General features: G+C 65.8%; 21 protein-coding genes. 4 read left to right on the forward strand and 17 right to left on the reverse strand.

Annotated elements, in window-relative coordinates; translation table 11 throughout:
* The 14 genes from rplE to rpsJ all read right to left on the reverse strand — a co-directional run.
* Positions 1-424, reverse strand: a 424-nt coding sequence (rplE, locus tag JHC81_RS10910) for a 50S ribosomal protein L5 (protein ID WP_292174463.1), incomplete at its 3' end; no start/stop codon positions are given.
* Positions 424-732, reverse strand: a complete 309-nt coding sequence (gene rplX, locus JHC81_RS10915) for a 50S ribosomal protein L24 (RefSeq protein ID WP_292174466.1) — start codon at positions 730-732, stop codon at positions 424-426. The genes rplX and rplE, both read right to left, overlap by 1 nt.
* 2 nt (positions 733-734) lie before the next feature.
* On the reverse strand, positions 735-1,103 hold the full coding sequence (rplN, locus tag JHC81_RS10920) for a 50S ribosomal protein L14 (RefSeq protein ID WP_292174470.1): 369 nt from the start codon (positions 1,101-1,103) through the stop codon (positions 735-737).
* Between the two features lie 15 nt (positions 1,104-1,118).
* Positions 1,119-1,370 (reverse strand): 30S ribosomal protein S17, encoded by a 252-nt coding sequence (rpsQ, locus tag JHC81_RS10925; protein ID WP_292174471.1) that lies wholly within the window; start codon positions 1,368-1,370, stop codon positions 1,119-1,121.
* Positions 1,371-1,380: 10 nt separating this feature from the next.
* Entirely contained in the window at positions 1,381-1,578 is a 198-nt protein-coding gene (rpmC, locus tag JHC81_RS10930) for a 50S ribosomal protein L29 (protein ID WP_292174474.1), read from the reverse strand.
* On the reverse strand, positions 1,575-2,018 hold the full coding sequence (gene rplP, locus JHC81_RS10935; RefSeq protein ID WP_292174476.1) for a 50S ribosomal protein L16: 444 nt from the start codon (positions 2,016-2,018) through the stop codon (positions 1,575-1,577). Before rplP ends, rpmC begins: the two co-directional genes overlap by 4 nt.
* 3 nt (positions 2,019-2,021) lie before the next feature.
* Positions 2,022-2,771 carry a 30S ribosomal protein S3 gene (gene rpsC, locus JHC81_RS10940; RefSeq protein ID WP_292174479.1) on the reverse strand — a complete coding sequence of 250 codons (750 nt, stop codon included), beginning with the start codon at positions 2,769-2,771 and terminating at the stop codon, positions 2,022-2,024.
* Positions 2,771-3,151 (reverse strand): 50S ribosomal protein L22, encoded by a 381-nt coding sequence (gene rplV, locus JHC81_RS10945; protein ID WP_292174481.1) that lies wholly within the window; start codon positions 3,149-3,151, stop codon positions 2,771-2,773. The genes rpsC and rplV overlap by 1 nt, the downstream gene beginning before the upstream one ends.
* 3 nt (positions 3,152-3,154) lie before the next feature.
* Positions 3,155-3,433 (reverse strand): 30S ribosomal protein S19, encoded by a 279-nt coding sequence (rpsS, locus tag JHC81_RS10950; RefSeq protein WP_292153570.1) that lies wholly within the window; start codon positions 3,431-3,433, stop codon positions 3,155-3,157.
* Positions 3,434-3,435: 2 nt separating this feature from the next.
* A complete protein-coding gene (rplB, locus tag JHC81_RS10955; RefSeq protein WP_292174483.1) occupies positions 3,436-4,269 on the reverse strand; it encodes a 50S ribosomal protein L2 in 834 nt (277 codons plus the stop codon).
* A gap of 4 nt (positions 4,270-4,273) precedes the next feature.
* A complete protein-coding gene (locus tag JHC81_RS10960) occupies positions 4,274-4,579 on the reverse strand; it encodes a 50S ribosomal protein L23 (RefSeq protein WP_292153572.1) in 306 nt (101 codons plus the stop codon).
* The gene (gene rplD, locus JHC81_RS10965; protein WP_292174486.1) at positions 4,579-5,247 is read right to left on the reverse strand and encodes a 50S ribosomal protein L4; all 669 of its coding nucleotides are present in this window, start codon (positions 5,245-5,247) and stop codon (positions 4,579-4,581) included. Before rplD ends, JHC81_RS10960 begins: the two co-directional genes overlap by 1 nt.
* Positions 5,247-5,999, reverse strand: a complete 753-nt coding sequence (rplC, locus tag JHC81_RS10970) for a 50S ribosomal protein L3 (RefSeq protein WP_292174489.1) — start codon at positions 5,997-5,999, stop codon at positions 5,247-5,249. Before rplC ends, rplD begins: the two co-directional genes overlap by 1 nt.
* A gap of 22 nt (positions 6,000-6,021) precedes the next feature.
* A complete protein-coding gene (rpsJ, locus tag JHC81_RS10975) occupies positions 6,022-6,327 on the reverse strand; it encodes a 30S ribosomal protein S10 (RefSeq protein WP_003164367.1) in 306 nt (101 codons plus the stop codon).
* Positions 6,328-6,930: 603 nt separating this feature from the next.
* Between rpsJ and JHC81_RS10980 the strand changes: the two genes are divergently transcribed.
* Positions 6,931-7,716: a hypothetical protein gene (locus tag JHC81_RS10980; protein ID WP_292174492.1), complete on the forward strand. Its 786-nt coding sequence runs from the start codon at positions 6,931-6,933 to the stop codon at positions 7,714-7,716.
* Positions 7,717-7,793: 77 nt separating this feature from the next.
* Here the strand turns inward: JHC81_RS10980 and JHC81_RS10985 are convergent, their stop codons facing one another.
* The 3 genes from JHC81_RS10985 to JHC81_RS10995 form a co-directional block, all read right to left on the reverse strand.
* Positions 7,794-8,675, reverse strand: a complete 882-nt coding sequence (locus JHC81_RS10985; RefSeq protein WP_292174494.1) for a DUF2807 domain-containing protein — start codon at positions 8,673-8,675, stop codon at positions 7,794-7,796.
* Between the two features lie 98 nt (positions 8,676-8,773).
* The gene (locus JHC81_RS10990; protein WP_292174497.1) at positions 8,774-9,682 is read right to left on the reverse strand and encodes a cupin-like domain-containing protein; all 909 of its coding nucleotides are present in this window, start codon (positions 9,680-9,682) and stop codon (positions 8,774-8,776) included.
* A 7-nt stretch (positions 9,683-9,689) separates the two neighbouring features.
* On the reverse strand, positions 9,690-10,850 hold the full coding sequence (locus JHC81_RS10995; RefSeq protein ID WP_292174499.1) for a GNAT family N-acetyltransferase: 1,161 nt from the start codon (positions 10,848-10,850) through the stop codon (positions 9,690-9,692).
* A 167-nt stretch (positions 10,851-11,017) separates the two neighbouring features.
* On the opposite strand from JHC81_RS10995, the gene JHC81_RS11000 reads away from it, so the two are divergent.
* From JHC81_RS11000 to JHC81_RS11010, 3 genes are all read left to right on the forward strand, one after another.
* The gene (locus JHC81_RS11000) at positions 11,018-11,185 is read left to right on the forward strand and encodes a hypothetical protein (protein WP_292174501.1); all 168 of its coding nucleotides are present in this window, start codon (positions 11,018-11,020) and stop codon (positions 11,183-11,185) included.
* Positions 11,182-11,922 carry an SGNH/GDSL hydrolase family protein gene (locus tag JHC81_RS11005; RefSeq protein WP_292174503.1) on the forward strand — a complete coding sequence of 247 codons (741 nt, stop codon included), beginning with the start codon at positions 11,182-11,184 and terminating at the stop codon, positions 11,920-11,922. Before JHC81_RS11000 ends, JHC81_RS11005 begins: the two co-directional genes overlap by 4 nt.
* 57 nt (positions 11,923-11,979) lie before the next feature.
* Positions 11,980-12,950, forward strand: a 971-nt coding sequence (locus JHC81_RS11010; RefSeq protein WP_292174507.1) for a L,D-transpeptidase, incomplete at its 3' end; no start/stop codon positions are given.

A 12,950-nucleotide genomic window follows, 5' to 3' on the forward strand; every position in this document is an offset into this window, starting at 1 on the left:
TGTGCTCCTTCAGACCCATGGCGTAGTTGCCGCGACCGTCGAAGGACGTCGGCTTGAGGCCACGGAAGTCCTTCACGCGCGGCAGGGCGATCGTGATCAGACGGTCCAGGAACTCATACATCTGGTCGCCGCGCAGGGTGACCTTGCCGCCGATCGTCATGCCTTCGCGCAGCTTGAAGCCGGCGATGGAGTTGCGAGCCTTGGTCGGCACAGCCTTCTGACCGGCGATGGCCGTCAGATCCTTGAGTGCGGCGGTGACCTTCTTGGAATCCGCGACCGCTTCACCGACGCCCATGTTCAGGACGATCTTGTCCAGCTTGGGCATCTGCATGGGGTTGGTGTAGCCGAACTTCTCGGCCATCGCGCCCTTGATGCGGTCGTTGTATTCGGTCTTCAGCCGAGGCGTGTACTTGGTGTCGGCCATCAGATGACGTCTCCCGTGGTCTTGGCGAAGCGAACCTTCTTGCCGTCTTCCACGCGGAAGCCGACGCGGCTGGCCTTGCCGTTGGCGTCGGCGATCGCGACGTTCGACAGGTGAAGCGAGGCTTCCTTGTTCTTGATGCCGCCCTGCGGGTCGCCTTGCGACGGCCGCGTGTGACGCTGAACCATGTTCACGCCCTGAACCAGGACGCGGTTTTCGGTCGGCAGGACCTTGGTGACAGCGCCGGTGCGGCCCTTGTCCTTACCTGCCAGGACGACGACGCGGTCGCCCTTTTTGATCTTGGCGGCCATGACTACAGGACCTCCGGAGCCAGCGAGATGATCTTCATGTGGTTCTTGGCGCGCAGTTCGCGGGGAACCGGGCCGAAGATCCGCGTGCCGACCGGCTCGTTCTGCTTGTTGACGATGACGGCGGCCGACTTGTCGAAACGGATGACAGAGCCGTCCTTGCGCATGATGTCCTTGGCCGTGCGGACGACGATGGCGCGAACCACCTCACCCTTTTTCACGCGGCCGCGCGGAATGGCTTCCTTGACGGAAGCGACGATCGTGTCGCCCACCGAGGCGTAGCGGCGCTTGGAGCCGCCCAACACCTTGATGCACATGACCCGGCGAGCGCCCGAATTGTCGGCCACCTCCAGGTTAGTTTGCATCTGGATCATGGGATCCGATCCTTCTTACGACGCCGAGGCGGTGGTGGAGTCCGACAGGACTTCCCAGCGCTTCAGCTTGGACTTCGGGGCACACTCGACGATGCGGGCCTGGTCACCGACCTTCAGGGCGTTCGCTTCGTCGTGAGCGTGGTACTTCTTGGACAGGCGCACGATCTTTTTCATGACCGGGTGCAGCAGGGTGCGCTGGACGACGACGACGACAGTCTTGTCGCCCTTGTCGGAGACGACCACGCCTTCGAGAATACGTTTGGGCATCGTGGTTTCCTTAACCCGCTGCGCGGTTCGCACGCAGAAGCGTGGAAATGCGAGCGATGTCTTTGCGGACTTCACCAACGCGGTGAGTCTTTTCCATCTGGCCGGTGGCCGCCTGGAAGCGCAGGTTGAACTGTTCCTTCTTGAGCTTCAGCAGCTCGTCGGCCAGTTGGTCGGGCGTCTGGGCCCGCAGATCGGCGATCTTGGTCATGCGCCTACATGCTCCACATGAGCGACGCCGGCATCCAGGCGGGTGACCACCTTGGTGCGGACCGGCAGTTTGGCGGCACCGAGGCGCAGCGCTTCGCGAGCGATGTCGTCCGGCACGCCGTCGATTTCGAACAGGATGCGACCCGGGTGGCAGCGCGCCGCCCAGTGATCCACCGCGCCCTTGCCCTTGCCCATCCGGACTTCGGCCGGCTTGCCCGTGACGGGCAGGTCGGGGAAGACGCGGATCCAGACGCGGCCCTGACGCTTCATCTGGCGGGTGATCGCGCGGCGGGCCGCCTCGATCTGACGCGCCGTGATGCGCTCCGGCTCGACCGTCTTCAGCCCGTAGGAGCCGAAGTTCAGCGAGAAGCCACCCTTGGCGGCGCCATGGATGCGGCCCTTGAAGGCCTTGCGGTATTTGGTTTTCTTCGGTTGCAGCATGACTTAGCCCTCACGCCCGCGACGTTGGCCGCGATCACCGCGCGGACCGCCACGTTCACGGCCTTCGTTGGACGACGGGCCGGAAGCTTCCTGGGCCCAGCGCTTGTCCTGCGCCATCGGATCGTGTTCCAGGACTTCGCCTTTGAAGACCCAGACCTTCACGCCGATGATGCCGTAGGTCGTCTTGGCCTGGATGAAGCCATAGTCGATGTCGGCACGCAGGGTGTGCAGCGGCACGCGACCTTCGCGGTACCATTCCATCCGCGCGATTTCGGCACCGCCGAGGCGACCCGACACGTTGATGCGGACGCCCTTGGCACCCAGGCGCATGGCCGACTGCATGGCGCGCTTCATGGCGCGGCGGAAGGCGATCCGGCGTTCCAGCTGCTGCGCGATGTTCTCGGCGATCAGCTGGGCGTCCGTCTCAGGCTTGCGGACCTCGACGATGTTCAGGTGAACCTCGCCTTCGGTGCGGGCCGAGATGTCCTTGCGGAGCTTCTCGATGTCGGCGCCCTTCTTGCCGATCACGACACCCGGACGGGCGGCATAGATCGTCACGCGGCACTTCTTGTGCGGACGCTCGATGATGATGCGCGACACGCCGGCGGCCTGCAGGCGCTCCTTCAGCCACGTGCGCAGCTTCAGGTCCTGGTGCAGGAGCTTGGAGTATTCGTCGCCGCGGGCGAACCAGCGGCTGTCCCAGGTGCGGTTGACGCCGAGACGCAGGCCAACCGGATTGATTTTCTGACCCATCAGGCGGCCTCACCAGCTTCGCGGACCACGATGGTGATCTCGGCGAAAGGTTTCAGGATGCGCGACGAGCGACCACGAGCACGGCTCGCGAAACGCTTCATCACCAGGTTCTTGCCCACGAAGGCCTCGGCGACGATCAGGTTGTCGATGTCGAGGTTGTGGTTGTTCTCGGCGTTCGAAACGGCCGAATACAGCACCTTGCGGACGTCGGTGGAGATGCGCTTGCGGCTGAATTCCAGCTCGTTCAGCGCCTTCTGCACCGGCAGGCCACGGATCGACTGGGCGACCAGGTTCAGCTTCTGAGGGCTGATCCGGACGTTCGTCAGCTTGGCGCGGGCTTCGGTCGGGGCGACCCGACGGGGGTTTTTGGTCTGGGCCATCAGTTACTTCCTTTTGGCCTTCTTGTCCGCCGCGTGACCCGGGAAGTTCCGGGTCGGGGCGAACTCGCCGAACTTCATGCCGACCATCTCTTCCGAGACCGACACGGGAACGTGCTTCTGACCGTTATGGACGCCGAACGTCAGACCGACGAACTGCGGCAGGATGGTGGAGCGGCGCGACCAGGTCTTGATCACGTCCTTGCGGCCCGACGACTTAACGGCGTCGGCCTTCTTGAGCAGATACCCGTCGACGAACGGGCCTTTCCAGGAGGAGCGGGCCATCTTTAGCGAGCCTTCTTAACGTGGCGGGTACGGATGATGAACTTGTCCGTCGCCTTGTTCTTGCGGGTGCGGGTGCCCTTGGTGTCCTTGCCCCACGGCGTAACCGGGGTGCGACCACCAGAGGTCCGGCCTTCACCACCACCGTGCGGGTGGTCGATCGGGTTCATGGCGACGCCGCGAACGTGCGGACGCCAGCCCATGTGACGCTTGCGACCGGCTTTGCCCAGGTTCTGGTTCATGTGGTCGGGGTTCGAAACCGCGCCCACCGTGGCCATGCAGCCGTCCAGGACCATGCGAAGCTCGCCGGAGCCGAGACGGATCTGGGCGTAACCCTGATCGCGACCGACCAGCTGGGCATAGGCACCGGCCGAGCGGGCCAGTTGCGCGCCCTTGCCAGGCTTCATCTCGATGTTGTGGATGATCGTTCCGACCGGCACGGAGCGCAGGGGCATGGCATTGCCGGGCTTCACGTCGACCTTGTCGCCGGCCACCACGGTGTCGCCCGCCTTCAGGCGTTGCGGCGCGATGATGTAGGCCTTTTCGCCGTCCTCATAGACGATGAGGGCGATGAAGGCGGTCCGGTTCGGATCGTATTCCAGGCGCTCGACCGTCGCCGTGGCGAACTTGCGACGCTTGAAGTCGATCTTGCGGTACAGGGTCTTGGCACCACCGCCGCGGAAGCGGACGGCGATACGACCACCGGCACCGCGACCGCCCGACTTGGTCAGGCCTTCGGTCAGCGACTTCTCGGGACGGCCCTTGTGGAGCTCCGAGCGGTCGATCAGCACCAGGGCGCGACGGCCCGGCGATGTCGGATTGTATGTTTTCAAGGCCATCTGATCAGAGCCCCGTGGTGACGTCGATCGACTGGCCGTCGGCCAGCGTCACGATCGCTTTTTTGATGTCGACCCGACGGCCCATGATGCCGCGGAAGCGCTTGGTCTTGCCCTTTTGAACCAGGGTGTTGACCTTCAGGACGTTGACCTTGAACAGGCTTTCGACCGCCGCGGCGATCTCGTCCTTGGTCGAGGTGCCGGAAACCCGAAACACGACCTTGTTCTGCTCCGACAGGATCGTGGCCTTTTCGGTGATCACCGGAGCCAAGATGGTGTCGTAATGTTTTGCGGTAGGAGTTGCGCCGGCCATTACGCGGCTTCCTTCTGGGCTTGCTCGCGACGCGAGGGCTTGTAGTCGGCATAGGTCGCCTCGATGGCTTCCAGGGCAGACTTCGTCAGCACCAGTTTGTCAGCGCGCAGGATGTCATAGACGTTCAGACCGGCGTTCGGCAGCACATCCACCAGCGGGATGTTGCGGGCGGCCAGGGCGAAGTTGGCGTCCACTTCCGGGCCGGCGATGACCAGGGTGCGGGTCCAGCCCAGCTTGCCCAGGGTTTCACGAAGCGCCGAGGTCTTGGCATCCTTGATGGACAGGCTGTCGACGACCACCAGGCCACCCGACTTCACCTTGGACGACAGGGCGTGACGCAGGGCCAGGGCGCGGACCTTCTTGGGAAGATCGAAGCCGTGATCGCGAACGACCGGGCCGAAAGCGCGCGAACCACCGACGAACTGCGGCGCACGGCGCGAACCGTGACGGGCGCCGCCGGTGCCCTTTTGCTTGTACATCTTCTTGCCGGTGCGAGAGTTCTCGTTCCGGGTCTGGACCTTGTGGGTGCCGGCGCGGCGCTTGGCCAGCTGCCAGTTGACGTAACGGGCCAGGATGTCGCCACGGATGTCGTCGATGCCGAACACGACGTCCGACAGCTCGACATCACCGGCGGCCTTGCCGTCGAGTTTGATGACAGAGAGTTTCATTACGCTTCACCGCCTTCGGTCGCTTCGACAGCCGGGGATTCTTCAGCCGGCGTCTCGGCGGGTTGAGCAGCGCCCGACTTCGACTTGATGCCACCGGGGAACGGGGCGTCGGCCGGACGGGCCTTCTTCACGGCGTCGCGGATCTTGACCCAGGTGCCTTCGTGACCAGGGACAGCGCCCTTGATCATGATCAGGCCACGCTCGGCATCGACGCGGACGATGGTGAGGTTCTGGGTCGTGACGACTTCGGTCCCGTAGTGACCGGCCATCTTCTTGCCCTTGAAGGTCTTGCCCGGATCCTGACGCTGGCCGGTCGAACCGTGCGAACGGTGCGACAGCGACACACCGTGCGTGGCGCGCAGACCGCCGAAGTTCCAGCGCTTCATGGCACCGGCGAAGCCCTTACCGATGGTCTCGGCCTGGACGTCGACCTTCTGGCCCGCGACGAAGTGGTCGGCCGACAGCTCGGCACCCACGTCCAGCAGGCTATCCGCATCGATGCGGAACTCGGTGACATAAGCCTTGGGCTCGACTTCCAGCTTGGCGAACGCTTCGCGTTGGGCCTTGTTGGTGTTCTTGGCCTTCTTGGTGCCCGCGCCCAGTTGCAGGGCGACATAGCCGTCCCGCTCCTGAGTCCGCTGACCCACGACCTGACAACCGTCCAGTTCGAGGACGGTGACTGGAACATGCGCGCCGTCTTCAGCGAAGAGACGCGTCATTCCCAGTTTTTTGGCGATCACGCCCGTGCGCATATCGGATCCCGCCTTTGTTTCTTTAAATCTTGATCTCGACGTCCACGCCGGCGGACAGGTCGAGCTTCATGAGCGCGTCCACGGTCTGCGGGGTGGGGTCGACGATGTCGAGGACACGCTTGTGCGTGCGGATTTCAAACTGCTCGCGCGACTTCTTGTCGACGTGCGGCGAGCGGTTCACGGTGAACTTTTCGATCAGGGTCGGCAGCGGAATCGGACCACGAACGGTCGCGCCCGTGCGCTTGGCGGTGTTGACGATCTCGCGCGTCGAAAAGTCGAGGACGCGGTGATCAAAGGCCTTGAGCCTGATGCGGATGCTTTGATCCATATCGGTCGTATTTCCCAAGCAGGCGAACCTGCGTCCCTGTGAACCATTTCAAAGACCGGAGGCCTTCAGGCACGAATGCCTTCAGAGTACGCACGTCCGCAAAAACGATCGGCCCACGCAGTTCCCCGCGAAGGCCGCTGAAGTCCTGGGTCACTGCAAAGAACAGGGTACCGAGGTCGTTCCTGCGAACCGCGTCTGCACCCCAAACTCAAGCGAGGTGCACAGCCGGTCCAACAAGAGTGGGGGCTTATGCCGATTGAGTCCCCATCCGTCAAGCGGCGAAACCAAGGCAGGGCGACTCTCGAGCGGAATCTTCGATTTGGTTCGGTGACGGTCGCGGCTCGCGGTCTGGATGAGGTCGCCGCAGCGTGATATCGGCCTTTGCGGTGAGGCCCAACGTGGCAAATCCTTGCGGCTTTCAAGCGCTCGACACGATCCGCACTCACGATTGCCGCATCTGCGCCACATTGCGTGACCGTGCGGCCACGGTCCCTGCAAGTCGCTGTTATATGACACGTTTGTAATGGTGGATCACAGGCAGCGCTTGCTAGACGCGCCGCCCACCGAGGCGTTTCAGCCACGGGACCCATCAAGGACAAGAAAATGAAGTCTCTGTTTCTCGCGACCGCCGCCGTCGCCGCTCTCGCCGCCGCTCCTGCCGTCGCCCAGGATGGCGTCGGTTCGCTGGGCATCACCTATCAGAATACTGAAGTCGAGGCTTTCGGCCTGGAAGGCGAAACCGAAAACGCCATCATCGACGCCGCCTTCGCCCTGCCCGTCACCGCCGACTGGACCGTGACCCTGGACGGCACGTTCGGCTATGCGTTCGATAACGGCGCCGGTGAAGACAACAGCGCCATCGACGGCCGCGTCCACATCAGCCGCAACTTCGGCAACGTGCGCGTCGGCGGCTTCGCCGGCGGTACGGAAGCGGGCGACGCCAACCTGTGGAGCTTCGGCGGCGAGGCCCAGGCCTATATGGACGCCATCACCCTGACCGGCTCGCTGGCCTATGAGACGGTCGAAGGTTCGGACGCCGACATCTGGAGCCTGGGTGGCGACGCCGCCTATTACATCACGCCCGGCTTCCGCGTGAACGCCGGCGCCGGCTACACCACGGTCGATCTGGACGGCTTCGACACCGACGGCTGGCAGGCCAACATCGGCACCGAATATCAGTTCGCCGACACCGGCTTCAGCCTGACGGCCAACTACGGCCACTCGGAACTGGAGGACTTCGACCTGCAGGCCGACACCTTCACCGTCGGCTTCCGCTTCTCCTTCGGCGGCGACCTGCAGACGCGCGAGCGTTCGGGTGCAGACCTGGGCCGTTCGGCCGCGGGTATCGGCGGTCTGGTCGGCGGCCTGCTGACCGCTCCGGCGCTCTAAGCCTTAACGGCATAGCGATACAGGAAACCCCGGCGGAGCGATCCGCCGGGGTTTTTTCTTGGTCGGGTGTCGGAGGATCAGCGGCCGATGCGAATATCGCCCGAACCGACGATGCTGCGGCTCACCGTGCCGGTGACCTCGGCGATACGGATGTCGCCCGATCCGGCGATGGCCACGCTGACGTCCCCGGCGGTGCCGCCGAAGTCGATGTCGCCAGAGCCGCCGATGGCCACTTCGAAGGTCTGTGCACGACCGCGCGCGATGGACACCTCGCCCGAACCGCCGATCGCGATGTCGACCTCGCCATTCACGCCGGCCACCCAGGCCTCGCCCGATCCGCCCAGCGACAGGTCCAGATCGCCCGTAGCCCCGGCCCGGATCGTGCCCGATCCGCCCAGCGAGGCGTCCAGCGACCGGGAGGTGCCGGTGCGGATGTCGCCCGACCCGCCCAGCGACAGGTCGAGAGACCCGTCCGTATTGGCCACAACCCAGTCGCCACAGCCGCCGTTGGACAGCTCGACCGATCGAGCTCCGCGACCGACAGCCCCGAATACGGCACTGCCGGCTGAGACCTTCACGTCCCTTGGCGAGCGCACGATGATCAGCGGCGCGTCCGACAGATTGATGCGGCCCAGGTCGCGGACCTCGACCGAGGCTCCGTCGCCTGGCTGGCGTGCATCGGCGGGGCCGGACCGGCAGTTGCGGATGGCGTCGTTGAAGCGGCGACCGCCCAGGCCGCCGTCGATCTCGATCTCGTCGCCGCGACGCCGGACTTGCAGCGCAGGCAGGCGCGTACTGCCCTGCGTCACCTCGACGGCGACATCGGCGCGGTCCTCGACGATCACGACGACGCGGGCGACGGCGTTTCTGATCTCGACTTCAGGGCTGGCCTTGGCCTGGGCCGGGACGCTCAGCAGGGCGGCGGCGATGACGGCTGTGGATGCGATGGCGAACTTCATGGGTCTGTCCCTCTCCGTTGATGAGGAAAGGGTGCGACCATCGTCCGCTGAAGTCACTTTAACTCGAGGTCATGACCTCTTTGTAAGACAACTGCGCGTCAGGCCTTTAGAGCGCCCGCCCCGTCGGCCACGCCGATTTCGGGCTCGAAGTCGCGTTCATAGGTAGCGATCCGGCTCTTCATCGCCCCCATCCGCTTCAGCGCCAGCGACGCCGCCCAGCGCGCCGCCATGCCGGGCGTGGACAGGGTGTCGGTCGTGCGCGGACGCCCTCCCCGGCTGCGCATCACGGCGTGGGTGTAGAGCGCGCCATTGCGGAACCGCGTGGGCCAGGTCTGGAATTCGGTCGACAGGCTGACGCAGAACCGATCCAGGTTCTCGACCCGGTGCGGCGCGTAGAAGGGCCAGGTCAGTGCGTCGCCCGGCTCCAGATCCATCACCTGGGCATCGGCCTCGAAAGCACGGGTATAGGGGATTTCCTCGGTCGTCTGGCGTGTCACGACCTGTTCCATGTTGCGTTCGGGCAGATGCGTCTCGTCGCCGGGATAGACGAACAGGCGCTTGCGCCCGCGCATGTGGAACAGCACCACCCCCGCCGCATCGAAATGATAGGGCACCCGCGCCTTGGGTGACGACAGGATCAGCTGGGCCGAGCGCGATACCGCCCGCATGCCCGGATAGGCCGCCTCGATGCGCTTGAACTCGACGGCGGCGGCGTCCCACAGCTCGGGCCAGCCGCGCTCGACCTCGCGCAGATTGACCCACAGACGCCCCTGCTGGATCGCCGCCAGTAGTTCCGCCCCGCCCAGCCGTCCACGCGCACCGGTGCGCAGGCTGACCTGATCCTCGGCGTCGTAGTCATACAGATTGATATCGAACAGCTCGGCCGGATAGCGGTCCAGCATGGACGCCAGCGCCTCGTCCGTGGCAAAGCCCTGATCGACCAGTCCATGCGGATGGACGCGGGCCTCGGTGATGGGGCCGGAATAGCGGGTGCGGGTGGCGGTCATGACTGTCTCAGGCCGAAACACGGTGGGTGGTCTTGGCCGACAGCTTTGCAAGCGCCGCGCCTGCCGCCTGCAATCCACCTTTCAGGCGATCGCCGGGCGTGACCTCGCAGGCCTCGATGGCGGCCCATCGGCGACGCACGCTGTTGCGCAACCGCTCGCCCCGCCCCTGCCCCGCCAGGTTCAGCGCGCTGACCGCCGCCTGGCTGACCGTCGCGCCAAGCCCGGGTTTGACGACGACCGCATCGCGGACCCAGCGCTCGCCGTTGCAGAAATACTTCTTGTAGTGCTCGCCCTCGAAGCCGAAGTCGAAGCTGCGGACGCCCGTCTCCGCCGCCATCCGCATAGTGTCGAGGCTCAGCAATATGCCTGGCGAACAGCGCGACAGCTCCGGCACATAGCCCGGGAACCAGAAATGGCACTGGTCGCCCGCGAACAGCGAATACTCCACCGCCGCCAGACGATCGCCGGCCCACAGCCCCGCCATCGAGGCCGAGAAGTCCGGGGTATCCGCCTTCAGCAGGGCATGCAGCAGATCGGCCGTCCAGCCGCAGGCGAAGATGTCGTGCCGCCCCGTGCGCCGGTACTGATCCCGCTTCAGGTCAATCAGCCAGTCCAGCATCTGCGGATCCCGCAGCCGCGTCTCGACCCGCAGGGGGCCGAACTCGGTCTGCATGCTGCGCCGACAGCGCTCCTTGTCCTTGAAGAATTTGCCGAAGGTCGCCCGCCGTTCGGCATACCAGGCGTCGAAGCCCGCGCTGCCCAGCTCCGCCTGCACCGTCCGGCGTTGTTCGCCCGGCCCGTCGGCGTCGCTCTGCCGGACCCAGGCCGTGACGTTCAGCTTCGACACCGGCAGGACCTCGGCCACCTCGGCCAGCGACGGCACATCGCCTGGCATGGCGATCACGCCGTGATAGTCGTTCATCGGGGCCGCCAGCGGCTGGATCGTCCCGCCGCGTCGCTGATGCGGGAAAAAGCCGACGGTCCGGCCGTCACGGCTGAGCACCGCGACCGCTGCGCCCGGGCAGACCCGGCCCGCAATCTGCGTAAACTCGGGCCGGAAATAGGGGCTGTTCAACAGCGGATTGGCCGCGAGCAGGTCACGCCACAGGCCCCACTGCGCCTCCGACATGGTGTCGGTCGTCCTGATCTCGACGTGCAGCGGGGACATCCAGGGCTCCTGCGGCGGGCCAGACGCGAGCCACCGATTCCGGTTTCACATAGGCCGATCCCCGTTTCGACAGGGTGACCGGTCATGGTGAATCGTTCCTGAGCGGGAGCCGTCGTGCCTCCACAAGCGTTGCCAGACCTGCACCCATGCGCTTTGAAGGAACCGCCATGACCGACCCCCGCCCCTCGACCCGCGAGAGCGAAACCGAAGACCAGCGCAAGCCGACCCATGAGGGCGAGGCCCCGCGCCCCGCGACAGAGCCCAGAGGGTCCGAGGGCAGCTCCAACTCCGGCGACACCGCCACCGACCCCGCCACCGGAAAGCCCAATCCTTGAAATCAGCCACCCTCGCCGCCGCCTTCGCAAGCCTCATCGCGACACCCGCCCTGGCCCAGGGCGTGCCTTACGCCTGTCCGGTCTCGGCCAGCCATGTCGTCGCCAACGACGGCCTGACGCGCAGCCGGGCGGCGGTGAAGTCGGGACGAATCGTCATCCTGGCCGTCGGTTCTTCCTCCATCGAAGGCGTGGGGGCCAGCAGCCGGTCGCTGGGGTTCGTGCCGCTGCTTCAGGCCGGACTGGAGCGGCGGATGCCCGGCGTGCAGGTGACCCTGATCAACCGTGGCATCGGCGGCGAGACGGCGCGGGACACGGCGATGCGGCTGGAGGCCGAGGTGACCCTGGCCCGCCCCGATCTGGTGATCTGGCAACTGGGCACCAACGACGTGCTGCGCGATCGCCTGACCGACGACATCCTGACCGACTTTCAGGCGGGTCGCGCCGTTCTGGATCGCGCCCGCGCCGATGTTCTGCTCATCGATCCGCAACGTCTGCCCGAGGGCACGACCAATCCGTCATTCAGGGGGCGCAATCCGGCGCTGGGCGATATTTCGACTGTCATCGACCGACAGGCTGCCGCCTCCGGCTATGCCGTCCTGCACCGCTTCGCCGCCATGGCCGACTGGACGGGGCTGGATCGCGGTGGGGTCGGGCCGGACGACCTGCATCTGAACGACTGGGGCTATGCCTGCTGGGCCGAGATCACGGCCGAGGGCCTGGCCGACGCCCTGCGCTGAGGGGAACGCCCGGTCGAACGGCGGGTTATGGAAGCCAACGCCACGCCACGGAACTCCATGACCTTTCGCCTGATCCTGCTGTCCACCGCCGCCCTGACCCTCGTTGCCTGCGACCGGCTCGATCCGACACCCGCCGAGCCGCCCACGACCGCCACCCAGCCGCAAGCGCCCGCCGGCATTCCCGCCGAGACTATCGAACGCGCTCTGCCCGCCGCGGCCGCCCCGGCTCCGGCCCAGCCGACAACCGGCACGCCTGCGCCGCCGAAGCCCGACCCCGGCCTGATCCGTCTGCAAATCCTTCTGGACCGCTCCACCTTCTCACCCGGCATCGTCGATGGACTGGCCGGCGAGAATACGCGCCAGGCCATCGTCGCCTATCGCCAGGCCAACGACCTGGGGGACAGCGACGCCGCAGACGCCGCCCTGCTCCAGCATCTGGCCGCAGTCGACACAGCCCCCGTCACCCGCGTCCACACCCTGACGACAGAGGATGTCGCCGGACCGTTCAGCCCCGCCTCCAGCGATCTGGAACAGATGGCCGCCAACGGCACCCAGTTCACGACCGTGAAGGAAAAGCTGGCAGAGCGTTTTCACATGACCGAGGGGCTGCTGGACGCCCTCAATCCCGGTGTTGCCTTGCGCGCCGGTCAGCGCATCCTGGTGCCCGCCGTCAGCGATGCGCCGATCGGCGAGGTCGCGCGGATCGTCATCGACAAGACCGAACGCTCGGCCCGGGCCTTCGACGCATCGGGCAAGCTGCTGGCCTTCTATCCGGCCACCATCGGCTCGACCGAGCGCCCGGCCCCGACCGGCACCCTGCGCGTCGTCGGCATCGCGCCGGAGCCCAACTATACCTATGACCCCGACCGGGTCAGCTACGACCGTGGCGACAAGACGGTCGTCGTCCCGGCCGGGCCGAACAATCCCGTCGGCTCCGTCTGGATCGGCCTGAACCGCCAGAGCTACGGCATCCACGGCACGCCCGACCCGTCCAAGATCGCCAAGACGGCGTCCAACGGCTGCATCCG

This window comes from Brevundimonas sp. (assembly GCF_016463295.1).
Classification (GTDB): Bacteria; Pseudomonadota; Alphaproteobacteria; order Caulobacterales; family Caulobacteraceae; genus Brevundimonas.